Origin of the sequence: Sutcliffiella horikoshii (assembly GCF_044809035.1) — a bacterium.
In the GTDB taxonomy this organism is placed as follows: Bacteria; Bacillota; Bacilli; order Bacillales; family Bacillaceae_I; genus Sutcliffiella_A; species Sutcliffiella_A horikoshii_G.
The window spans coordinates 261,694-283,350 of sequence record NZ_CP085237.1; the positions used below are offsets into that span (position 1 = coordinate 261,694).

Here is a 21,657-nt window from a genome sequence, read left to right on the forward strand (position 1 = left end):
AGTATTTTGAAAAGTGATAAGACAAATAGAATTTCATTTTGAAACAGAAGTTGTTTTAAGGTAATATACAAAGTGGAAGAGTTAGTAGAATTAGCTCGATAAAACATATACGCAAGGAGAGTACTCATGACAAAAGTTTTAGTACTAGGACATAAAAACCCAGATACAGATTCCATCTGCTCAAGCATCGCTTATGCAGAGTTGAAAAAGCAATTAGGCATGGACGCAGAGCCGGTTCGCCTAGGTGAATTGAACGGCGAAACCGAATATGCATTAAAAGAATTCAACAGTGAAGTGCCGCGTTTAGTGGAAACTGTTGCAAACGAAGTGAAGGAAGTAATCTTAGTTGACCACAACGAGCGCCAACAAAGCGTAAGTGATATCGATCAAGTTCGCGTACTTGAAGTAATTGATCACCACCGTATTGCAAACTTTGAAACAGCAGATCCTTTATACTACCGTGCAGAGCCTGTAGGTTGCACAGCCACGATCCTAAACAAGCTATACAAAGAAAATGGTGTGGAAATCTCCAAGCCAGTTGCAGGTTTGATGCTTTCTGCCATCATTTCTGATTCTCTATTGTTCAAATCCCCAACTTGCACAGAGCAAGATGTACAAGCTGCAAAAGAACTTGCGGAAATCGCGGGTGTAAATGCAGAAGAGTACGGCTTAGCGATGTTAAAAGCGGGAGCGGACATTAGCGACAAAACAGTAGAACAGCTTATCTCCCTTGACGCGAAAGAATTCCAAATGGGCGACTATAAAGTGGAAATCGCGCAAGTAAACACGGTTGATACAAACGACGTTCTTGTAAAACAAGCAGAGTTGGAAGCAGTAATCACTGCGAACGTTGCGGACAAGGATTTAGATTTGTTCTTACTTGTCGTGACGGATATTCTAGAGAATGATTCTGTTGCACTTGCATTAGGTTCCCAGGCACCAGTTGTGGAAAAAGCGTACAACGTGAAACTTGAAAACAATACTGCGTTATTAAAGGGTGTTGTGTCCCGTAAGAAACAGGTTGTACCTGTATTGACGGAAGCTTTAACAAAATAAGATAAAAGGACGCATGGAATAATTCTTTAAGTGAGTTAATTCATGCGTTTTTAATTTACCCCAAAAGTGATCCAAATCCACGTCCAAAACGTTAGGTTCCTAAAGAACCTAAACCCACCCTAAACATACCAACATTTTAAAGTATAAAAGGATAGTGTTATATATATAGATAGAGAGATTTGATAAAGAGAGAAGAGGGACGTCCATGATGAAGATAAGGTTACTGGCATTGTCATTATTGATCGTACTATTAATGGTCGCAGCTGGCTGCTCGAACACAAAAAGCGACAGCGCAGGAGAGGAACTAAAAGAAAAAGAATGGAGCGACATCACCGATCTTGCCGACGGCTCCAAGGTTCGTATATTCATGTGGGGCGGAGATGACGGAATCAACCGCTATATGGATGAGTGGGTCACGCCAACTCTTAAAGAAGCCCATAACATCGAATTAGAACGGGTCCCAATGGATACAAATGAAATCCTCCAAAAACTTTCCACGGAAAAACGTGCAAACAAAGAAGACGGTACCATCGACATCATCTGGATAAACGGGGAAAACTTCAAAAACGCCAAGGAGTTTGAGCTCCTCTACGGACCATTCAGTGAAAAACTGCCAAACTATCAGAACTATGTCGACACAGAAAGTCTGGACGTCCAATATGACTTCGGTACAGAAGTAGAGGGAATGGAGGCGCCATGGGGGAAAGTGCAATTCGTTTTCCAATACGATGAAGAAAAAATCCAGACCCCACCTGCCACATTTGAAGAACTAAAAGCCTGGATAAAAGAAAACCCGGGAAAGTTCACGTATCCTGATGCAAATGATTTTACAGGCAACGCGTTTTTGAGACATGTCCTATATGATGCTGTCGGCGGGCCGGAGAAATTATTGGAAAACGGCTACCAGGAAGAGGTTTTAGCAGAACACCAAGAAGACATGTGGAGCTATCTCCGTGAAATCCAACCATCCCTTTGGAGAAAAGGGGAAACCTACCCTGCGACCCTGACGGATTTGGATCGCCTCTACAGCCAAGGGGAAGTGTGGATGACGATGGGGTATAACGAAGCGAGGGCGGAAAGTCTCATCAAAGACGGCGTATTTCCTGAAACCACAAAATCCTTTGTTTTAGATTCAGGTTCCATTGGTAATACACACTTTCTGGCTATCCCTTTTAACAGTCCGAACAAAGCAGGAGCTATGGTGGCCATTGATTTCTTAATGTCCCCAGATGCCCAGCTTGCTAAATACGAGTCCACCTATTGGGGTGAAAATATGGCCCTTGATCCGACAAAGTTGCCAGAAGAGAGGAAAGAGAAATTGACTAAAATGGATCGAGGGGCTTCTGTCCTGCCACCGGAAAAATTAAGCGAAAGCCTGTTGCCTGAAGTAGATGCAGAATATGTGAATTGGTTGAAGGAGCACTGGGTAAATGAAGTGGTTCAAAAGCAATAGCTGGAGACTTGCACTCCTTCCGGCTTTTCTTTTTACATTTTGCCTTGTCGTGTACGGACTGTTTATGGCGGCACAGGAAAGTGTAACAACGTTGAATGGCTTTTCATTGGATGCATATAAAAAAATATTCGAAAACCAGGCTTTTCTGGATTCGTTAACATATAGTCTCAGGATTGCCTTTGTCTCCACGACGCTGTCTCTCATAGTAGGGCTTTTACTGACAAAATTTTTATTTGAAACCTTGAAAAATCAATTGGCGCGTACTGTTGTGTGGCTGCCAATGTTGTTTCCCCATTTTGTTTGGGGTTATATGATGATTTTGCTCTTTTCACAAACAGGCTGGTTTTCCACTTTGCTTCATGGGTTTTCTATCATAGATAGTCCAGATCAGTTTCCGGTGCTGACCAATGATCGATATGGGATTGGCATCATCATTACTTACACATTAAAAGAAATTCCCTTTGTCGTCCTTATGCTATTGCCAGTCTATGCGCAGCTCAACCGAGATCTGCCGAATGTGGTGGAGACACTTGGGGGCAACAAGTGGCATGTGTTCAAAACGGTGGAGTGGCCCTGGTTGTTTCCGGTGCTGATGGAATCGGGATTGATTGTATTTGCCTTTATTTTGGCGGCGTTCGAAGTGCCGTATCTTCTTGGTACGACCTATCCGAAAATGGTCTCGGTGCTTGCGTATGAGTGGTTTTATCAAGGAGATTGGAGCAAAAGGCCGGAATCTTTTGCGGTGATGATGACCGTAACTGCAATTATCTTATGCCTGCTCGTTCTCCTGTTGAGTATAGTGTCCAGATCACGGTATCGGATGATGAAAGGAAACGGGATGTAGATGAGAAAGAATGGAAACAGAAGCTTATTGTATATATTTTTCGCGTTCGTTCTCTTTCTCCCTGTCCTATTATTGCTAGTGAAGAGTGTTTCGTACGGTTGGCGATGGGGAGAAATCTTCCCAACCTCTTTTTCAGCAAGAGGATTTACCGTCCTCTTCCGTGATTCTCGCTTCTACTCGGCAATTGGGATGACGCTTTGGATTGGGATGTTGGTCATTTTTCTCAATCTATTCATCGCAATACCGGCTGCAAGAGCACTTGCCTTTCATTCTTTCAAGGGGAAAGCGATGATGGAAGTGATACTCCTTCTCCCAATTCTCATACCAAGTCTTGCGGTGGCGATGGGAATACATATCACCATGATACGATTGGGCTTGGCGGACCAGTGGTCAGGTGTTGTATTGGTCCATCTCATCCCCACCGTCCCATATTCTATCAAAATTCTACGGTCGGGCTTTGAGAGAATTGGGCAAAAGTGGGAGGATCAAGCAAGTTCCCTTGGCGGCACAAAAGGGACAATCCTCTACAGAATTTATTTGCCGCAGTTATTGCCAAGCTTCCGAAGCATGGTGTTCTTGATTTTTGTCATTTCCTTAAGTCAATATGCGCTAACCTCCATTATCGGTGGCGGAAACGTTTTGACATTGGCTATGTTGTATTTTCCGTTCCTATCGTCAGTGGACGAAGCTGTCATTGCTAGTTTTTCGATCGTGTTTGCACTGCTTCCTATTTGTGTGATGGTCGGGTTTGAACTGGTGTTTCGACTGGTTATTCCTTATCAGAAAAGGGTGTTCTTAAATTGAGTGAAAAAATAGTGTTGGAAAAAGTATTGAAAACGTATGGAGAAAAATGCATCATCCGGGACATGAATTTGACGATCAATCAAGGAGAAGTCATCAGCGTGGTCGGTCCTTCAGGGAGCGGAAAATCTACCTTATTAAAATGCCTTGCAGGACTAGAACCCGTTTCGGCTGGAACCATCAAAGTGGGGCAACAGGATATCACCCCTATGCAAGCCAATGAGCGTCCGATTGTCATGATGTTTCAACAGCCGCTATTGTTTCCGCATATGACGGTCTTAGAAAATGTCATGATTGGCTTAACTTTTAAAAGAAAAGGGACAAAAGCCAAGCGAAAAGAACGTGCCACCGATTTTTTGATGAAAGTCGGACTAGATGGATACGGAAAGAAGTATCCTTATGAACTTTCCGGCGGGCAGCAACAAAGGGTTGCGCTAGCTCGTGCATTGATCACCAATCCGCAACTTTTATTATTGGATGAGCCTTTTAGCAGCATCGATAACGAAAAAAGGGATGAATTACGATTGTGGGTGAAGAACTTATTGAAAGAGGAAGGTATTGCAAGCCTTTTTGTCACTCATGATATAGAAGAAGCAATGTTGATGGGGGATAGGGTCGTGGTATTTGCCGAACAGGAAATTCAGCAGATTGGCAAACCGATGGATGTGTATGAGGAGCCGGCAACATCTTTTGTGGCAAAATTTTATTCTGATGGTCTTCTAATAGGCAAGGATTCTTTTGTTCATTCTAAAAACTTGGAACTAGCAAAAGAACAGTCAGAAGAAGGCTATCAGTCCTATAAAGGTACAATTGTGCAGAAAAAAGTAAAACATGGCAGCCTTTTTTATGATATCCAGATAGAAACCCTCCATCAAAAACTCACCCTTCCTTCTGTGGAAAGCTTGGAACTATCTCAACAGGTATGGGTTACCGTGAAACAAGAACATGATTTGGTTCATTTCCATTCAGGGGCTGAACAATGAGTAGAAAAACCGGACTAAAGCTATTTGTGCTCGCAACGGTGATTGGTGTATTGCTAGTGATAAATTATCGGTATATTTCCATTTCTCCTTCCACCATAAGAGAGTGGATATTGAGCTTTGGTGTATGGGCGCCAATCATTTATATCATCCTATATACTGTAAGGCCGCTTGTTTTGTTTCCGGCTTCGGTTTTATCGCTAGGAGCAGGGCTTGCATTCGGAGCTCTTTGGGGGACTGTTTACACAATTATTGGTGCAACAAGTGGTGCAGCATTGTCCTTTTTGGTGGCAAGAAAGCTTGGTAAGAACTTGGCAAACACTTCATGGAAGGGAAAAGCAGCTTCCATCCAACAAAACATGGAGAAACAAGGCTTTATCTATATACTTATCCTTCGTTTATTACCGATATTCAATTTCGACCTTATCAGCTATGCTGCTGGAATTTCCAAAGTGCGGTTTGTCCATTTCCTTTTCGGAACAGTACTAGGAATCATTCCGGGTACCTTTGCCTACAATTTTCTCGGATCAAGCTTTGTTGCGGGTGACTATACGTATATTTTGGTGGCGGTAGTCGTATTTGCTCTAATTGCTATCATTCCTATATTTTTTAAAGATCGTCTCCAAAAATTCTTCAAATAAAGGAAGGTTTTTTATGCTAGATACGCATGCCCGAAAATATGTACAACCATTAATATCAAACACAGCAGAGCAATTGCTGAAATTCGGAATGACACCAAACCAGGTTACGATCCTTTCTTTTTGTATTGGGGTGTCGTCTGGAGCATTCTTCTATTTAGGCTTGCCAATCATAGCAGTAGTGGTGCTGTGGGTTTCGGGCTTTCTTGATGCGGTCGATGGCACCATGGCCCGCAAAACCAAGTCTTCTCCTTGGGGAACGGTGATGGACGTCACCTTTGACAGGTTGGTTGAAATCAGTGTCATCCTCGGGGTGGCATTTGTCTATCCCGACATACAGTGGGCATTGTTATTGTTGAGTGTTTCTATCATTTTTTCTATTACGGTTTTTTTGACGGTAGGAGCGGTGTCTGAAAAACAAGGCATGAAATCTTTTTATTATCAAGCGGGCCTTGCGGAGCGAACAGAGGGCTTTATCTTGCTTTCCTTAATGATGTTGATACCGGCATTTGTCCTGTGGACCACCTTAATTTTCCTGGCGGTTGAAATAATCACCGGTCTCCAGCGTTTTATCGAAGCAAAAAGAATACTGCAGTAAACACGCGGAAAGTGAAGCCATTTGCGGGAATCAACAGCGCTTTTCGTATGATCCTACCAAAAAAAGCTGGAAAGTTTCAGTGGCAACACTGATTCTTTCCAGCTTTTTTCTTTTTAATATATACCTACGGCCTTCTGCGGCCAGCGAATAGGTTAAAGACTAAAGCGATTAGTGCTAAAACAAGGATAATGTGAATAAGGTTTCCTGCGATATCAAAAGAGAATCCAAGTAACCATAGAATAAGTAATACTGCAAAGATTGTCCATAACATAGTGATATGCCTCCTAAACATCTGACGTAATAGCTGTATAGTTGGTATTCCCTTCAGCCACTTCTGTTACTCTTACTAATAATTGGCTAAAAGTTACCTTACGCCACGTCTTCTTCCAAATAGGTTAAATACGATAGCTAATACTGCAAGAACTAGAAGAATGTGAATAAGTCCTCCGCCAATTTCCATTGCGAAACCAAGTAACCATAAAACTAAAAGTACTGCAAAGATTGTCCATAACATGTGAATTTCCTCCTAATATAGTTTTGGTATTTTTTTCAACGTCTACACAGAAGGTAATTCCCTAGCATGTAAAATGTTAAACCAATATTTTTTTTAATTGTTTGGAGGAGAGTAGAATTAGGCCAAAAGTTTGAAAAAGCGTTTGTTCCCAAAATTAGGTTTTAAATTATGTAGAAGAGGAATGAAGTAACTAGTGACGAGCTATCAGATGTCACAAATTGAAGTGGGAGGTGAAGTTGATTATGAATCAGACAACCATGAAAGGTAAGTGGAACCAGATGAAAGGTGACGCTAAGAAGAAATGGGGAAATCTCACGGATGATGATCTTCAACAAATTGAAGGAGATCGTGATAAGCTGATAGGAAAAATTCAGGAACGCCACGGGAAGTCAAAAGAAGAGGCGGAACGTGAAGTAGACGGTTGGATGTAGGTCAGTACTTAAGCATCTTTTAAAATTACTTAAAGGAGAGGATTTAAGATGGCTAACAACAATAACAACAGTAATAATAGCAACAATAGTTCTAACAACTCGAACAACAACAGCTCGAACAACTCCACCATGACGTACGAGGAGCGCGGACGCAAGGGCGGAGAGAAGACAAAGCAGGAGCATGGCAAAGAGCACTTCGAGGAAATCGGCCGAAAAGGCGGAAACAACTCGAATTCTAACTCAGACTCAAACTCAAATTCAAATTAAACTGTGCCACAACCATAGATAAGGACCATAAGGGCAGCCGTGGAAAACAAGGGCTGCTCTTTATCTTTTGAAAATAAGCAAAGTTAATGATGTTTTCAGCTGTGGATTGGAGCAAATGGCGAAGACTCCTGCGGGGGAGAAGCGACAATGTTGAGACCCCCAAGCGTTGTGAGGAGGCTCAAGGTCGCCACGCGGAAAGCGAGCCATTTGCGGAAAGGAACAGCGGTGTTCTTAAAAATCTCTAATAGGAGTGGATAAAAATGAGTGAAGAACGATTTTATTCTGTACAAACAAATGGCCAACCGCCACAAGAACAAGGCAAACAACCAGGTGACGAAAACGACATGATTCCAGAACCTATCTGCGATAACCCTGATTATAAAGGAAGCGGCAAGCTGAAAGGGAAAAATGCCATCATCACGGGCGGGGACAGCGGAATTGGCCGGGCAGTGGCGATTGCTTATGCAAAAGAAGGTGCCAACGTCAGTATTGTCTACCTTGATGAACATGAGGATGCAAAAGAAACAAAACAAATGGTGGAACAATATGGTGCCAAATGTCTGTTGTATTCCGGTGATATCGGTCAAAAGGATTTTTGTACAGATGTAGTAAAACAAACAGCAGAAGAACTGGGAGGATTACATATTCTCGTGAACAATGCGGCTGAACAGCATGTGCAGGAAAAAATCGAGGACATTTCCGAAGAGCAGCTGCTTCGTACGTTCCAGACTAATATTTTTTCCTATTTTTATTTTATCCAGGCGGCAATGCCATATCTAGACAAAGGAAGTTCTATTATCAACACCGCCTCTGTGGTGGCCTATAAAGGAATGCCTGTTCTAATGGACTATTCCGCAACCAAAGGAGCCATTGTAGCGTTGACACGTTCCTTGTCAGAGAACATTGTTGGCAGCGGAATCAGGGTGAACGGTGTAGCACCTGGACCAATCTGGACTCCGCTCATTCCGGCATCCTTTGACGGAGAACAAGTGGAGGAATTCGGTACCGATTCTCCGATGGGACGCCCGGGCCAGCCGGCTGAATTGGCTCCGGCCTATGTTTATTTGGCATCAGAGGATTCCTCGTATGTCTCTGGACAAATGATTCATATTAACGGTGGTACGGTTGTGAACGGATAAGAATACTTGTTTTTGGTGGGGCAGTTTGTACTGTCCCTTTTTTCGTTGTTTTAAAAAAATAAAATAATGGAATAGTCTTCAGATTTATTCGTGTTCATTGGGATGAAGACCTTAGTGACGAGAAAAAAGGAGGAGAGAAGTCCTCATGGTCAGTATGAAGACCTGAGTGACGAGGAAAAAGGAGGAGGGAAGTCCTCATGGTCAGTATGAAGACCTGAGTGACGAGGAAAAAGGAGGAGGGAAGTCCTCATGGTCAGTATGAAGACCTGAGTGACGAGGAAAAAGGAGGAGAGAAGTCCTCATCACCGTGATGAAGACTTTAGTGACGAGGAAAAAGGAGGAGGGAAGTCCTCATGGTCAGTATGAAGACCTTAGTGACGAGAAAAAAGGAGGAGAGAAGTCCTTATCACCGTGATGAAGACCTTAGTGACGAGGAAAAAGGAAGAGAGAAGTCCTCATCACCAATATGAAGTCCTTGGTGACAATGAAATGGTCATTGCCAAGGCCAATATTTCAAAGAGAAACATCCCAAGAGATTAAAATCTTATTTGGGATGTTTTTCTTCATTCAGGAAAAGGATTTCCTCAGAATTTGTAGAAATTTAAGGGAAAGAAAGGAGTGGGGAATCCATGAGCCTGCAAACTTACATCTATTTACTAAGGTTACCTGAAAGATTATATGACCCGGAGCGGTGGACAGAAGAGGAAAAAACAATAGTATCCCGACATTTTTCCTACTTAAAAAAGAATGTGGAAAGTGGAGTGGTCATACTTGCGGGAAGGACCGAACAGACGGATGAAACCGGATTTGGAATTGTTATATTTATGGCACGTAACGAAACCGAAGCAGAAAGGTTTATGAATGACGATCCTGCGGAGGCAAGCGAAATCATGACAGGAGAATTGTCCCCTTACCGCCTTGCTTTAATGAATGAAAAGTTCACCATAGGTGTATAAAAAAAGGACAGTGGCACTTACGGTTCTACTGTCCTAATGCTGTTTACACGCCTGCAAACTGCTGGCTTTCTGTTTCAAATGCATTTTCTTCAATTTCAAACCCAAGGTCTTTGATCATTTGGTGATCTTGGTTTGATGCTTGGCCGCTAGTGGTCAAATAGTCACCGACGAAGATAGAGTTTGCCATGTATAGTCCCATGCTTTGAAGCGTGCGAAGATTGTATTCGCGGCCTCCGGAAATCCTGATTTCTTTTGTTGGATTCACAAAGCGGAACATGGCAAGGATCTTCAGGCATTTTAAAGGAGTCAAATCATCCATGCCGGCAAGCTTTGTCCCTTCTATTGGATGCAGGAAATTGACCGGGATGGAGTCGGCGCCTAATTCTTTTAGCGAAAATGCCATTTCTACGATATCCTCAAGCGTTTCACCCATTCCGCAAATCACACCAGAACAAGGGGAGATTCCTGCGTTTTTTAAAGTTTCGAGCGTGCGGATGCGATCCTCGTAATCATGGGTTGTGGTAATCTCGCTATGATGTCCTTTGCTTGTATTAATATTATGGTTGAAACGATCCACGCCGGCTTCTTTCAAGAGTTTGGCTTGAGCATCATTAACTAGCCCTAGACAGGCGCAGATTTTCATATGGTCGATATCTTTTTTTATATCCTGAACGGCCTGTACCACCGTGTCTACGTCTCGATTTGTCGGCTTGCGGCCACTCATGACGATGCAATAGGTGCCAATTTTATTTTTCTTAGCCTCTTTAGCTCCATCCACGATAACTTTTTTGCTGACAAGCGGATAGCTGTCAATTTCGGTGTCGGCTTTCATGGACTGGGAGCAGTAACCGCAATCTTCGGGGCATAAACCGCTTTTAGCGTTGATGATTAGGTTCAGTTTTACTTTTTTTCCGTAATAGTGTTTGCGGATATGAAAGGCTGCTTGTACAAGCTCCAATACGTTATCGTCGTCTTCGTTTAAAATGCGTAAAGTTTCCTCTGGTGTAATGAGATAGCCCTCTACCACTTTTTCTGCAAGTTGTTTCCAAGTCAAAGTAATCACTCCTGTTAGTTTTTACATGGACTGTTGAATTCCGTTCCAGGCGCTTCGCTTTCCACGGGCGGTCCGGGAGCCTCCTCACTTCGTTGCGGGGTCTCCCCTGTCCCTTCCTCCCGTAGGAGTCTGCGCGCCTTCCACTACAATCAACATGGGTATTATATATAATATTTTAATATGTAAACTAAAATATAATATAAGTTTACATTTGTGTTTCGTAGCTGACAAGGAAAAGAAGTAAATCTGATGGAAAATTGCAAATTGTTTTGTAAGCGGTTATAATTATTCTTCCGGCAAAAAAGAACAGAAAACCGTTGCGTACTTTGAAAAGGTTCCTTAAGGGATGGTTACCATGAATGGAGAAAAACTCTAGTTCATGGTTTTTTGCGTCTCTACAAAAACCTCGGGAGTGTGAAGAGTTTGGCAGAAATGAAGAAAAAGCATCCTGATTTCGATCAGGAAGCAGAACGGCTTATCTTTACCAAAAAGTATATGGACATAGTCATAAAAGCAACAGAGATGGACGAAGAAACGTTTAAATCAAGCTTTAAGGAAGCTCTGGATGGAACCGATTTTTCAGACAGTAGTTTAAGTTATTTGAACATGCTCACCAATGCAAACATGCTCCAGCGGACGACAGAAGAGATCCGCAGCCTCAAGAAAATCTACCATAAGCCCTACTTTGCGAGAATTGACTACAAGCGTGCCGGCAAAGAGGAAGAGGAGGTTCTTTATTTTGGGAAAGCCTCGCTCTTTGATAGGGAAACGCAAGACCCCATCATTGTGGATTGGCGTTCCCCGATAGCCAACCTTTACTATGACGGCAGACTAGGAGAGGTGGAGTACGAGGCAGAAGGGGAAACGTATGACGGCTATCTCTCCCTGAAACGTCAATATATTATGGAAGACGGCGAGCTACAAGACATAAGAGATGTTGACTTGACGACGACGGACGAACTTTTACAAGAGTCACTTTCCGGAAGCTCCAGCAACCGCCTGACCGATATTGTTTCTACCATTCAAGAAGAGCAGAACAGAATCATCAGGGCCGACCTGAATAAACCGATTATCGTTCAAGGGGCGGCAGGAAGCGGAAAGACGACCATCGCACTTCACAGAATTTCTTATTTTATCTATACCTACCAGGATCAATTCCGACCAGAACAACTCATGATTCTCGCACCCAATAACCTTTTTATCGATTACATTTCTGAAGTTCTCCCAGAGCTTGGGGTGGACCGGATCTTACAGACGACCTTTATTGATTTTGTCTTGAGCTGCATCGGTAAAAAGGTGAAATTGCGACCTCCGTCCGAGAAGTTGATGGGCTTCATTAACCACGAATATGAGGATCCTGAAATGGTCCAGTGGCTCGCTAGCTTCAAAGGTTCACTGGAATTCAAGGACATCATCGACCGCTATCTATCTGACATCTTAGAAACACTCATTCCAACAGGGGATTTTTATTTAACTGCTAAATTCAAACTCTACACCGCTGAAAAAATGGAAAACCTAATTCGCAATGAATATACCTACCTCCCGTATTACCGCAGAGTGGAAAAGGTGAAAAGTGTTCTGCAGAATTATGTGCGTACCGAGAAAAAAGTACTCTTGCATAAAGTGGAGAGATTCTACGACAACAAACTAGACAAAGCATTATTTAACATGAACCTGGACCCTGCCAAAAGGAAAAGCTATGTTACAAAAGCAATGGACAAAAAAGATGCGATGACAGAAGAGATAAAACGGGAGTCGAGAACCGCTGTTAACGCCTTTATCCGCAAACTGCCAAAGCATACGCTTTTTCACTATTTCAAGGAGCTGGTAACGGACCGCGATACCTTTGCGAAATATGCAAGTGATTATTTGGATGACTATCAGATCAAGTATTTTGTTGACTATCAAGTGAAATTACATAAACAGAAAAAATATGAGCTGGAAGACTTGGCGGCACTGCTCTATCTTCAGCATCATCTGTATGGAATCGATAAGGATTTGCGTGCTCGGAATGTGGTCATTGATGAGGCACAGGATTACAGCTATTTTCAGCTGGCGGCATTGAAGAGTGCGTTGGAAACAGATATGTTCACTATAGTAGGAGACCTGGCGCAAGGCATCCATTCTTATCGCGGCATTCAGGATTGGAACAAGGTGAAGGAGGCCATTTTCCCGAGGGCCGCCTACACAACCTTGCAAAAAAGTTATCGTACAACAGTGGAAATTATGGAAACGGCCAATGACATTTTAAAGCTATTACCATTTGAACTCCCTAAAGTGGAGCCTGTGGTGAGGCATGGTGTAAAGCCAGTTTTCCATCGCTGGTCTACCTCTGGTGGTGATGCGGTTAAAATGGCAGGCATGCTAGAGGCGGAAATTCAGAAGTTGTATGGAGAGGGTCGTAAAACAATCGCGGTAATTGGCAAAACCGAGAAGGAATGTAAGAAAATCGAGGAGATGCTAAGGAAGCATACAGACTTGAAGGTCCAATTCCTCTTGGAAAATGAAGAAATCAATCAGCAGGATGTCGTCATCGTCCATGCTCAGTTGGCGAAGGGGCTGGAATTTGACTGCGTGTTGTTATGTACACTGGATGAAGTGTTTACCCAGACTGAAATTGACGTAAAGTTGTTATACGTAGCAATGACAAGACCGCTGCATCATTTAAGCTTTTACGGAAATGATGCGGGAGACTTTTTGCTTGAGCATGTTTCGGACGGGAAGATTTTAATAGAAGAATAAAAGAGATGAGACAGAGCCTTTTTATTTTTAGTAGAGGCTCTGTTTTTGTTTTTTTAAGATAAGAAAGCAAATAATTCGGTTGATTTCATTCAACTTAGGTTTAAAAAACCTCCTAATCGAGTTACCTGAAAAAGCATTAACATATCTTGACGTAATTTCTAGCTGTGGATTGGAGCAAATGGTGGAGACTCCAGCGGGGGAGTAACGGTAGGTTGAGACCCCTGAAGCGTTGTGAGGAGGCTCAAGGCACCGTCCCGCGGAAAGCGAAGCCATTTGCGGAAAGGAGCAGCGGCGAATAACCAATTAGGTGAAATTTCCAAATTTAATTGCCTTGTCTTTCCCTGCTACTTCTTCAAACGGCCGCGCAGGACAAATACGATAACCCCAACCGCAACAAAAGCTAAGATTACCTTTCCTGCAGTATTCCACTGCAGTACCTGATACACGGAAATTGCTTCTAACATTAGGGCTGGAATCTTGCCGAACGTACTAGCGACCGCAAACCCGGCCAAGCCTATTTTACTTGTGGCGCCTGCCAATGTAACAAGTCCAGAAGGTGCAAATGGGAATAACCGCAAAGCCAGAACTAACAAAAATGCTTCCCGTCCACCTGTTTCCTGCAATTTCACCAGCCATTTATTTTTCATCAACGCATCCGGAGCGAACTTCTTGATGCCTTTTCGATACAACCAAAAACTTACGACCGCTCCAATCGATTCTCCTAAAAAAGAGATCAACGTTCCCCACCAGAAGCCAAAGAAAGCCAAGTTGGCAGCGGTAAGAAAGACACTCGGCAAAAAGGCAAGTATGCTTATGATGGTATTGAAAAGAATACTAAGTAGAATCGCAAAGGGACCTACAGCTACAAACCACTCTAACACTTGTTCTTTCCACATGATATAATCCCTCTTTTAAAATTATTGTAAAATTATAAAATCAATTTCTTTACATACCTTATAGGGGTATGTTACTTTATAAGAGATAGGAGGTCAAGAACGATGGAAAACCTTCCAGTAGAAGAAACTTTAAATGAAGATTGTTGCCATACCGAGAAAGGTGAACGTAAAAGTCACCACTCTGAAGAACAAAAAAAGGCGTTGATATCGCGCTTGAATCGTATCGAGGGTCAGGTGCGAGGGGTAAAGCGGTTGATTGAAGAAGACACCTATTGTGACGATGTTCTGACTCAAATCTCAGCTGTACAGTCCGCTTTGAACGGCCTTGGCAAGATGCTTTTAGAGGGACATATGAAATCCTGTATCGTAGAAAGAATTCAAGATGGCGATACAGAAGTGATAGATGAGTTGTTAGTAACAGTAAAAAGACTGATGAAATAAGGGGAGATTATCATGGAACAAGTAACATTAAAAGTAAACGGCATGAGTTGCGGACATTGTGTAAAAGCGGTAGAAGGAAGCGTTGGAGAATTGGACGGCGTGAATTCTGTTAAAGTGGATCTTGCAACAGGAACAGTAGCAGTAGAATTTAAAAGCGAGCAAGTAACAGTGGATAAAATTAAAGAAACAATTGATGAAGAAGGTTATGAAGTAGCATAACTCATCTAGTAAAATACGTGCTTTTCTTTCGGGAACAGCACGTTTTATTTGGAAGTTAATATACCCCCTGTGGGTATAAAGGAGGTCAACATGATGAGTGATCAACAGAATAAAGAAACCAGATTGCAGATAACGGGGATGACGTGTGCGGCTTGTTCCACAAGGGTGGAGAGAGGGTTGTATAAAATGGCCGGGGTGGAAACGGCCAATGTGAACCTTGCCCTTGAGAATGCATCCATCACCTATGATCCGCAACAGGTATCGGAAAAAGAAATAGAGAAGAAAATTCAGGATCTTGGTTATGATGTCGTGAAAGAGAAGGCCGAATTCCTCATTACCGGCATGACGTGTGCGGCTTGTTCAAGCCGAATTGAAAAAGTGCTGGGGAAAATGGATGGCGTTAATTCAGCCAATGTGAATCTTGCGTTGGAAAGCGGAACGGTAGAATATAACCCTTCTAAGCTAAAGCCGTCTGACATTATTGCCCGCATTGAAAAAGCAGGTTACGGTGCCACGGAAAAAATAGAGAAAAGTGAAAGTGCCGAGAACTTCCGTCAAAAGGAGCTGGAAAAACAACAAGGTAAATTTGTTTTCTCGTTAATTTTGACGATTCCGCTTCTATGGGCTATGGTGAGTCATTTTTCCTTTACATCTTTCCTTTATCTGCCTGATATGCTGATGAATCCTTGGGTACAGCTAGCACTTGCAACACCTGTTCAATTCTTTATTGGCTGGCAATTCTACACAGGTGCTTATAAAGCGCTGAAGAACAAAAGCGCGAATATGGACGTATTGGTTGCACTTGGAACAACAGCAGCATACGTGTACAGCTTGTATTTATCCATTGAATCGATTGGTTCTGGCGCCAATATGGTGGACCTTTATTTCGAGACAAGTGCAGTAATCATCACGCTTATTATTCTAGGAAAGCTTTTTGAAGTGAGAGCAAAAGGACGTTCATCCGAAGCAATAAAGAAACTGATGGGACTGCAGGCGAAAACAGCCCTTGTTTTACGAGATGCAAAAGAATTAGAGATCCCATTGGAAGAGGTGCTTGTAGGAGATATCGTTTCCGTGAAGCCGGGAGAAAAGGTTCCTGTTGATGGTGAAATTGTGGAAGGCCAATCAGCGGTGGATGAGTCCATGCTGACAGGAGAAAGCATTCCGGTCGACAAAAAAACAGGAGATGCTGTTTATGGTTCCACCATTAATAAGAACGGCTTCTTGAGAATGAAAGCAACAAAAGTCGGCAAAGAAACCGCCCTTGCCCAAATCATCCGGATCGTTGAGCAGGCACAAGGCTCCAAAGCGCCGATTCAGCGACTTGCAGATAAGATTTCCGGCATTTTTGTTCCTATCGTAGTAGGAATTGCGGTACTGACCTTTTTAGTTTGGTACTTTATCGTTGATCCAGGGAACTTTGCGCAAGCATTGGTGAACTTGATTGCAGTTCTGGTCATTGCCTGTCCGTGTGCGCTTGGGCTGGCGACTCCTACATCCATTATGGCGGGATCTGGCCGGGCAGCCGAGCTTGGGATTCTTTTTAAAGGTGGCGAACATTTGGAGCAAACGCACCGAATTACGACGGTTGTTTTAGATAAAACAGGCACGGTGACAAATGGAGCACCTGTGCTAACAGATGTACAGGTAGAGCCTGGTGTGGAGGAAGCTGCGATTCTTGCAATGGTCGGAGCGGCGGAGAAACAATCGGAACATCCTTTGGCGAAAGCAATCGTGGAAGGCATTCAAGCTAAAGGTATCAAGTTTGGTTCTGTGGAGTCATTTGAAGCGATACCCGGCTATGGGATTGAAGCGGTCGTAGGTGAAGACCGTGTGGTTGTAGGTACACGTAAATTAATGAACAAGCACCATGTAGCTGTCGAACATGCAGAAGAAGTAGTGCAGGAGCTTGAGATGAAAGGGAAAACGGCAATGCTCATCGCGGTGAATGGAGAGTACACAGGGATTATAGCTGTTGCAGATACCATCAAAGATACTTCCAAACAAGCAGTGAAACGATTAAAGGATATGGGCCTCGAAGTTGTTATGATGACAGGAGATAACGAGAGAACGGCAAAAGCGATTGCCGAGCATGCCGGAATCGACCAAGTCATTGCCGAAGTACTCCCGGAGCAGAAGGCCGAAGAGGTGGCAAAGCTTCAAAAACAAGGCAAGAAAGTGGCGATGGTGGGCGATGGCATCAATGACGCTCCGGCCTTGGTGACAGCGGATATCGGGATGGCCGTTGGAACAGGCACAGATGTTGCGATGGAAGCAGCAGACATCACGTTGATGCGCGGCGATTTGAATAGCATTGCAGATGCCATTGTGATGAGTAAAAAAACAATCACGAATATCAAGCAAAACCTATTCTGGGCATTTGCCTACAATTCCATGGGGATACCGATTGCTGCATTAGGATTCTTGGCACCGTGGGTAGCGGGGGCGGCGATGGCCTTCAGTTCCGTTTCCGTTGTATTAAATGCCCTAAGATTACAAAAAGTGAAACTCTAATAAGGTGGGAACACGATGAAAAAATGGATAGGATCTGCACTTGTTTATCTGTTGTTGGTTGTCGGAGGCTATACGGCTTATTCTTTTTATGCCGGGGAAGATGATGCAAAAGATAACGGAACACATGAAGAACACGCCAATACTAATGAGGAAACTCACGATGAGCACAGTGAACACGAAGAAGATGATCATGCGGATGGACATGGAGAGCACGGAGATCATGGTGGGGAGTCCGCAAGTGAAGTTCAAGCAGATGTTAAGCTTGAAGGAGAAGAGCTAACAATTACCCTAACAGACCTTGAAGGCAATTCAATGGATGATCTTGAAGTGAATCATGAAAAATTGATGCATCTAATTGTAATAAGTGACGACATGGAGGTATTCCAGCATCTACATCCAGAAAAGGTATCCACAGGTATTTTCACAGCGAAGGCAGATTTGGAAGAAGGTATGTACCAGGCGTTTGTGGATATCAAGCCTAGTGAACTGGAGTATGTAAATGAGGCACATCCAGTGATGGTAGGGGAACATGCTGGTCATGAAGGAGCGCATGTTCATTTAGAACCAGAATCACAATGGACGAAGGAACAAGGTGACTATTCTGTAACGCTTGATGTGAATAACTTTTCGGTAAAAGAAAATGTAGTGCTAACTTTTGAAATAGAAGGTGCAGAGCCTGAGGATTATCTGGGTGCCCTAGGACACGTGGTCGTTGTGGATGAAGGGCTAGAAGAATTTATCCATGTACACCCTCGCGAAGGAGAGGAACCTGTGTTTGAAGCCCACTTTAGCAAGCCTGGTATGTATAAACTATGGGCCGAATTTAAACTGGACGGGAAAGTGTATGCCTTCCCTTATGTGTTAGAGATCACAGAATAAAGGGGATTGGTTGCGATGGGAGAAAAACTGATCAAGCTCGCGGTGAACGGTGGCATTGACTTTGGGGCTAAATTGAATGGCAAACAGCTATTGATGCTTGCCCACTACATGGGAGAGGACCAGGAGTTAGAGGTCACCACCTTTCAACAATTGTATGTGGATGTTCCGGAAAGTAGATTGGAAGAAGCAAAGATTGACTTTACAAGCGTCGGTTTGAGCTGCTACCCTGTCGGCAATTTTGTGAAAAGCCTTCGTACCTGCAATTTTTGTAAGGGAGAGCTAGAAGAAGGGATGCCCGTGGCAAAAGAAATCAACCGACGCATTGCCGGGAGAGCAGTTCCATTCACCTTTAAGCCTGCCTATACGGGATGTCCTGTAGGCTGCGGGGAACCGCTGGTCAACGATATCGGTGTGATCAAGCAGCACGGTGAACGATTCGACCTCTATGTCGGCGGCAAAGCGAAGGGGTTGGATGCCAGAACCGGCGTATTATTTGCAGGTGGTTTAGAGGAAGACATGCTATATGGAATGATTGATAGATTGATAGATCTTTACGCTGCAGAAGGCAAGAAGCGCGAGCAGTTTGCTAAGTTTGTCGGGCGATACGGGCTTGATGAGCTGAAGGAGAAGGTAATGATATAGTAAGTTGAATGGTGCTCGGGGAGCCAGCGGATGAGTTTGAATATCTGCTGGCTTTTTGTTTGTTATTTTCCTTCCTCCGATGTAACTTTTTAACAACTGCCTCGTCTAACGGTATAAAAGGGGGCATTTGCATGCAAAGAAAGGTAATTATCTTTTCTTCATTATTACTAGGCGTGGCCATCATCTTCGCGTTTTTCTATCAATCCAGCGAACCTTTTGCGGTGAACGGTACTGGCAACCCCACCTCAGAAAAAGATACCCAAACGGTACTATCCGATAAAAAATGGTTGCTGACTTTTACAAAAGAGTTCAAGCAGGACAGCATCAAGGAAGATGAATCCATCTATGTGACAGATAAGGACGGCAACAGGGTGGAAGCAAATCTTGATGTTTCAAAGGACTTCGTCACAGTCTCTCCTCCAGAAGGCGGCTATGACCCTTCCAAAGGGCCGTATGAGCTTCATATCAGCGGGGAAATTGAATCGGTGGACGGAAAAACGTTAGGAAAACAAAAGAGCATTAAGTTTACAGCAATGAAACAATTGCCTACCGTCACTTCCAAAAAAGAGCTCAATTCATTGTTCAGCGCTCGTTTGGAACAAATGAAACAAGAGCGGGGAGAAAGTAAATCGTTGTTTGGCTTTGGTAGGGAGGAGTCGACAACAGGCTCTGATGACAGTGCAAGTAGCGGGGCTGCAGATGCAGATATGGCTACCAGCGAAAGCGAATCCAGCGGCAGTTCAGCTGGCCATTCAGAAACGAACGTTCAGGTTCAAGGAGTGGATGAAGCGGATATAGTAAAAACAGATGGCGACTTCATCTATCAAGCAACCGATCAAAAGTTAAAAATCACAAAGGCAGAACCTGTAGATGAAATGACTGTCCTGACAGAGCTCCGATATAAAGACTTTAATCCCCATCAGTTATTCTTGGATGGCAATCAGCTAGTGGTCATCGGTCATTATTGGGATGAAAAGATGATGTACGGGGAAACAAAAAGTAGTGAAGGCGATATGATCATGCCGATGTATGAAGCGACCAAGGCCATCATTTATGATATTACGGACCGATCCAACCCTGTTGTCCAGAAAACAGTCACCATGGAAGGGTTTTATGTTTCAAGCAGGAAGATTGATAATCATGTTTACTTGATTACGAATAAGTACGCAGATTTTTGGACGCTTGAGGAGCACCCTGAGGCAGATTTGAGGCCGCGAGTATCGGACACGCAGGGGGAGGAAGAAGGGGATTTGAAGGGTGTTCCATATGAAGATATCCGTTATTTCCCTGATTCCACGGAAGATAATTTTATGACAATTGCCACACTTGATCTGAACCAACTACAAGAAGATGCATCTATTACAACGTATGTAGGCAGCGGAAATCAGATTTACATGTCAAAAGAAAACCTATATGTAGCGGTACCAAACTACGGATATGGGCCACATTGGGCAAATAATGAGAGTACGGAAATCTATAAATTTGCCGTCAATGGAACTACTGTGGAATTTCAGGCCAATGGAGCCATTCCTGGTCATCTATTAAATCAATTTTCCATGGATGAATATAAGGGACATTTCCGAGTGGCAGCAACCAAAGGGCAAGCGTGGGATGAAAAATCGCCTTCAAGCAATCACCTTTTTATTTTGGATGAAGGAATGAATGTTCTCAGCAGCGTGGAGGATTTGGCAAGGGGCGAGCGCATATATTCTGTCCGCTTCATGCAGGATAAAGCGTATGTGGTTACGTTTAAGGAAGTGGATCCGCTTTTCGTATTTGATTTAAGTAACCCAGCTGATCCGAAAGTGCTTGGAGAATTAAAGATACCTGGTTTCAGTAATTACCTGCATCCGTATGATGAAAATCACCTGATTGGTTTTGGTTATGATACAAAACTGGAAAAAGATCAATGGGGAACAAGGGTGATGACGAACGGGGTTAAAATTTCCTTGTTTGATGTGAGTGACCCGACAAATCCTTTGGAGAAACATACGGAAATTATCGGAGGCCAATCCACACATTCACCTTTAAATCACGATCATAAAGCACTTCTTTTCAACAAGGATAAAGATATATTCGCTTTCCCAATCACGAAGTATGATGAAAACCAAAAAGATGGAAGCTACCGCCTGAATTTTGAAGGTGCCATGGTATATGGAATCGACCCGGAAAAAGGATTCACCTTGCATACCAAAATAACACATCAAAAAGAGAATACGCTTTACGAAGACTGGGAGAACATGGTCCAACGTATACTCTATATCGATGACCATCTTTACACCGTCACACCAAAAGAAGTAAAGGCAACAAAAATCACATGGTAGGTTAACTTCAAGAGAGCGGATCAATCACACCCGCTCTCTCTTTTTACGAAAAAGCAGGAAATAATGACAATAATCGCCGGCGTTTTATTTCCTAGGAAAGAAACCTGTCGAAAATAATCTAGGCATTTAGGTTTGCCCTCTACACCACAGTGGAATGACATTCATATATTAAGGAAAAAGATTTTATCTTTTCCACCTACTTAAATAGACGAAGCAGTTTCGAATTCTTGTATGTAGGTGCTATAATGAAATAATTGAAGTAAAGACAT

23 protein-coding genes are annotated in these 21,657 nt (G+C 43.2%); 19 read left to right on the forward strand and 4 right to left on the reverse strand.

Annotation, left to right across the window (positions count from 1 at the left end):
• Positions 1–126 precede the first annotated feature (126 nt).
• The 7 genes from LG307_RS01395 to LG307_RS01425 all read left to right on the forward strand — a co-directional run bounded on the left by LG307_RS01395 (position 127) and on the right by LG307_RS01425 (position 6,370).
• Complete coding sequence (locus LG307_RS01395; protein ID WP_404447193.1) at positions 127–1,056, forward strand: manganese-dependent inorganic pyrophosphatase; 930 nt, start codon at positions 127–129, stop codon at positions 1,054–1,056.
• 205 nt (positions 1,057–1,261) lie between these two features.
• Complete coding sequence (locus LG307_RS01400; RefSeq protein ID WP_404447196.1) at positions 1,262–2,509, forward strand: ABC transporter substrate-binding protein; 1,248 nt, start codon at positions 1,262–1,264, stop codon at positions 2,507–2,509.
• Complete coding sequence (locus tag LG307_RS01405) at positions 2,487–3,353, forward strand: ABC transporter permease (protein WP_404447199.1); 867 nt, start codon at positions 2,487–2,489, stop codon at positions 3,351–3,353. Before LG307_RS01400 ends, LG307_RS01405 begins: the two co-directional genes overlap by 23 nt.
• Entirely contained in the window at positions 3,354–4,157 is an 804-nt protein-coding gene (locus LG307_RS01410) for an ABC transporter permease (protein ID WP_404447202.1), read from the forward strand.
• The gene (locus tag LG307_RS01415) at positions 4,154–5,137 is read left to right on the forward strand and encodes an ABC transporter ATP-binding protein (RefSeq protein ID WP_404447205.1); all 984 of its coding nucleotides are present in this window, start codon (positions 4,154–4,156) and stop codon (positions 5,135–5,137) included. The genes LG307_RS01410 and LG307_RS01415 overlap by 4 nt, the downstream gene beginning before the upstream one ends.
• Entirely contained in the window at positions 5,134–5,775 is a 642-nt protein-coding gene (locus LG307_RS01420) for a TVP38/TMEM64 family protein (RefSeq protein WP_404447208.1), read from the forward strand. The genes LG307_RS01415 and LG307_RS01420 overlap by 4 nt, the downstream gene beginning before the upstream one ends.
• A gap of 13 nt (positions 5,776–5,788) precedes the next feature.
• Positions 5,789–6,370, forward strand: a complete 582-nt coding sequence (locus LG307_RS01425) for a CDP-alcohol phosphatidyltransferase family protein (RefSeq protein ID WP_404447211.1) — start codon at positions 5,789–5,791, stop codon at positions 6,368–6,370.
• A 124-nt stretch (positions 6,371–6,494) separates the two neighbouring features.
• Here the strand turns inward: LG307_RS01425 and LG307_RS01430 are convergent, their stop codons facing one another.
• Both LG307_RS01430 and LG307_RS01435 read right to left on the reverse strand, forming a co-directional pair.
• The gene (locus LG307_RS01430; protein WP_010195114.1) at positions 6,495–6,641 is read right to left on the reverse strand and encodes a lmo0937 family membrane protein; all 147 of its coding nucleotides are present in this window, start codon (positions 6,639–6,641) and stop codon (positions 6,495–6,497) included.
• A gap of 93 nt (positions 6,642–6,734) precedes the next feature.
• Positions 6,735–6,884 carry a lmo0937 family membrane protein gene (locus LG307_RS01435; protein ID WP_404447214.1) on the reverse strand — a complete coding sequence of 50 codons (150 nt, stop codon included), beginning with the start codon at positions 6,882–6,884 and terminating at the stop codon, positions 6,735–6,737.
• A 242-nt stretch (positions 6,885–7,126) separates the two neighbouring features.
• Here LG307_RS01435 and LG307_RS01440 point away from each other — a divergent pair, with 242 nt between their 5' ends.
• The 5 genes from LG307_RS01440 (at position 7,127) to LG307_RS01460 (ending at position 9,677) form a co-directional block, all read left to right on the forward strand.
• Entirely contained in the window at positions 7,127–7,315 is a 189-nt protein-coding gene (locus LG307_RS01440; RefSeq protein ID WP_404447217.1) for a CsbD family protein, read from the forward strand.
• A 48-nt stretch (positions 7,316–7,363) separates the two neighbouring features.
• Entirely contained in the window at positions 7,364–7,582 is a 219-nt protein-coding gene (locus LG307_RS01445; protein WP_404447219.1) for a stress-induced protein, KGG, repeat-containing protein, read from the forward strand.
• Positions 7,583–7,842: 260 nt separating this feature from the next.
• On the forward strand, positions 7,843–8,721 hold the full coding sequence (locus LG307_RS01450; protein ID WP_404447221.1) for an SDR family oxidoreductase: 879 nt from the start codon (positions 7,843–7,845) through the stop codon (positions 8,719–8,721).
• A gap of 411 nt (positions 8,722–9,132) precedes the next feature.
• Complete coding sequence (locus tag LG307_RS01455) at positions 9,133–9,261, forward strand: hypothetical protein (RefSeq protein WP_404447224.1); 129 nt, start codon at positions 9,133–9,135, stop codon at positions 9,259–9,261.
• 89 nt (positions 9,262–9,350) lie between these two features.
• Positions 9,351–9,677, forward strand: a complete 327-nt coding sequence (locus LG307_RS01460; RefSeq protein WP_404447226.1) for a YciI family protein — start codon at positions 9,351–9,353, stop codon at positions 9,675–9,677.
• Positions 9,678–9,720: 43 nt separating this feature from the next.
• On the opposite strand, the gene bioB is transcribed toward LG307_RS01460, so the two are convergent.
• A complete protein-coding gene (gene bioB, locus LG307_RS01465; RefSeq protein WP_404447229.1) occupies positions 9,721–10,731 on the reverse strand; it encodes a biotin synthase BioB in 1,011 nt (336 codons plus the stop codon).
• 432 nt (positions 10,732–11,163) lie between these two features.
• On the opposite strand from bioB, the gene helD reads away from it, so the two are divergent.
• On the forward strand, positions 11,164–13,473 hold the full coding sequence (gene helD / locus LG307_RS01470) for an RNA polymerase recycling motor HelD (RefSeq protein WP_404450349.1): 2,310 nt from the start codon (positions 11,164–11,166) through the stop codon (positions 13,471–13,473).
• A gap of 344 nt (positions 13,474–13,817) precedes the next feature.
• Here helD and LG307_RS01475 read toward each other — a convergent pair whose 3' ends face one another.
• Positions 13,818–14,369 (reverse strand): TVP38/TMEM64 family protein, encoded by a 552-nt coding sequence (locus LG307_RS01475; RefSeq protein WP_404447232.1) that lies wholly within the window; start codon positions 14,367–14,369, stop codon positions 13,818–13,820.
• A gap of 102 nt (positions 14,370–14,471) precedes the next feature.
• Between LG307_RS01475 and LG307_RS01480 the strand changes: the two genes are divergently transcribed.
• The 6 genes from LG307_RS01480 to LG307_RS01505 all read left to right on the forward strand — a co-directional run bounded on the left by LG307_RS01480 (position 14,472) and on the right by LG307_RS01505 (position 21,388).
• On the forward strand, positions 14,472–14,810 hold the full coding sequence (locus LG307_RS01480; protein WP_404447236.1) for a metal-sensitive transcriptional regulator: 339 nt from the start codon (positions 14,472–14,474) through the stop codon (positions 14,808–14,810).
• A gap of 12 nt (positions 14,811–14,822) precedes the next feature.
• Positions 14,823–15,029, forward strand: coding sequence for a copper chaperone CopZ (gene copZ, locus LG307_RS01485; RefSeq protein ID WP_404447239.1), 207 nt, complete (start codon positions 14,823–14,825; stop codon positions 15,027–15,029).
• Between the two features lie 93 nt (positions 15,030–15,122).
• Positions 15,123–17,543, forward strand: coding sequence for a heavy metal translocating P-type ATPase (locus LG307_RS01490; protein ID WP_404450350.1), 2,421 nt, complete (start codon positions 15,123–15,125; stop codon positions 17,541–17,543).
• A gap of 15 nt (positions 17,544–17,558) precedes the next feature.
• The gene (locus tag LG307_RS01495; RefSeq protein WP_404447242.1) at positions 17,559–18,422 is read left to right on the forward strand and encodes a hypothetical protein; all 864 of its coding nucleotides are present in this window, start codon (positions 17,559–17,561) and stop codon (positions 18,420–18,422) included.
• A gap of 15 nt (positions 18,423–18,437) precedes the next feature.
• A complete protein-coding gene (locus tag LG307_RS01500; protein ID WP_404447245.1) occupies positions 18,438–19,064 on the forward strand; it encodes a nitrite reductase in 627 nt (208 codons plus the stop codon).
• Between the two features lie 131 nt (positions 19,065–19,195).
• On the forward strand, positions 19,196–21,388 hold the full coding sequence (locus LG307_RS01505; RefSeq protein ID WP_404447247.1) for a beta-propeller domain-containing protein: 2,193 nt from the start codon (positions 19,196–19,198) through the stop codon (positions 21,386–21,388).
• Positions 21,389–21,657: the final 269 nt, after the last annotated feature.

What these genes read in the sequence shown, in the direction of transcription:
- LG307_RS01395 (WP_404447193.1), top strand. Translation starts at nt 127, where the DNA reads ATGACAAAAGTTTTAGTACTAGGACATAAAAACCCAGATACAGATTCC.
- LG307_RS01400 (WP_404447196.1), top strand. Translation starts at nt 1,262, where the DNA reads ATGATGAAGATAAGGTTACTGGCATTGTCATTATTGATCGTACTATTA.
- LG307_RS01405 (WP_404447199.1), top strand. Translation starts at nt 2,487, where the DNA reads ATGAAGTGGTTCAAAAGCAATAGCTGGAGACTTGCACTCCTTCCGGCT.
- LG307_RS01410 (WP_404447202.1), top strand. Translation starts at nt 3,354, where the DNA reads ATGAGAAAGAATGGAAACAGAAGCTTATTGTATATATTTTTCGCGTTC.
- LG307_RS01420 (WP_404447208.1), top strand. Translation starts at nt 5,134, where the DNA reads ATGAGTAGAAAAACCGGACTAAAGCTATTTGTGCTCGCAACGGTGATT.
- LG307_RS01425 (WP_404447211.1), top strand. Translation starts at nt 5,789, where the DNA reads ATGCTAGATACGCATGCCCGAAAATATGTACAACCATTAATATCAAAC.
- LG307_RS01430 (WP_010195114.1), bottom strand. Translation starts at nt 6,641, where the DNA reads ATGTTATGGACAATCTTTGCAGTATTACTTATTCTATGGTTACTTGGA.
- LG307_RS01435 (WP_404447214.1), bottom strand. Translation starts at nt 6,884, where the DNA reads ATGTTATGGACAATCTTTGCAGTACTTTTAGTTTTATGGTTACTTGGT.
- LG307_RS01440 (WP_404447217.1), top strand. Translation starts at nt 7,127, where the DNA reads ATGAATCAGACAACCATGAAAGGTAAGTGGAACCAGATGAAAGGTGAC.
- LG307_RS01445 (WP_404447219.1), top strand. Translation starts at nt 7,364, where the DNA reads ATGGCTAACAACAATAACAACAGTAATAATAGCAACAATAGTTCTAAC.
- LG307_RS01450 (WP_404447221.1), top strand. Translation starts at nt 7,843, where the DNA reads ATGAGTGAAGAACGATTTTATTCTGTACAAACAAATGGCCAACCGCCA.
- LG307_RS01460 (WP_404447226.1), top strand. Translation starts at nt 9,351, where the DNA reads ATGAGCCTGCAAACTTACATCTATTTACTAAGGTTACCTGAAAGATTA.
- helD (WP_404450349.1), top strand. Translation starts at nt 11,164, where the DNA reads ATGAAGAAAAAGCATCCTGATTTCGATCAGGAAGCAGAACGGCTTATC.
- LG307_RS01475 (WP_404447232.1), bottom strand. Translation starts at nt 14,369, where the DNA reads ATGTGGAAAGAACAAGTGTTAGAGTGGTTTGTAGCTGTAGGTCCCTTT.
- LG307_RS01480 (WP_404447236.1), top strand. Translation starts at nt 14,472, where the DNA reads ATGGAAAACCTTCCAGTAGAAGAAACTTTAAATGAAGATTGTTGCCAT.
- copZ (WP_404447239.1), top strand. Translation starts at nt 14,823, where the DNA reads ATGGAACAAGTAACATTAAAAGTAAACGGCATGAGTTGCGGACATTGT.
- LG307_RS01490 (WP_404450350.1), top strand. Translation starts at nt 15,123, where the DNA reads ATGAGTGATCAACAGAATAAAGAAACCAGATTGCAGATAACGGGGATG.
- LG307_RS01495 (WP_404447242.1), top strand. Translation starts at nt 17,559, where the DNA reads ATGAAAAAATGGATAGGATCTGCACTTGTTTATCTGTTGTTGGTTGTC.
- LG307_RS01500 (WP_404447245.1), top strand. Translation starts at nt 18,438, where the DNA reads ATGGGAGAAAAACTGATCAAGCTCGCGGTGAACGGTGGCATTGACTTT.
- LG307_RS01505 (WP_404447247.1), top strand. Translation starts at nt 19,196, where the DNA reads ATGCAAAGAAAGGTAATTATCTTTTCTTCATTATTACTAGGCGTGGCC.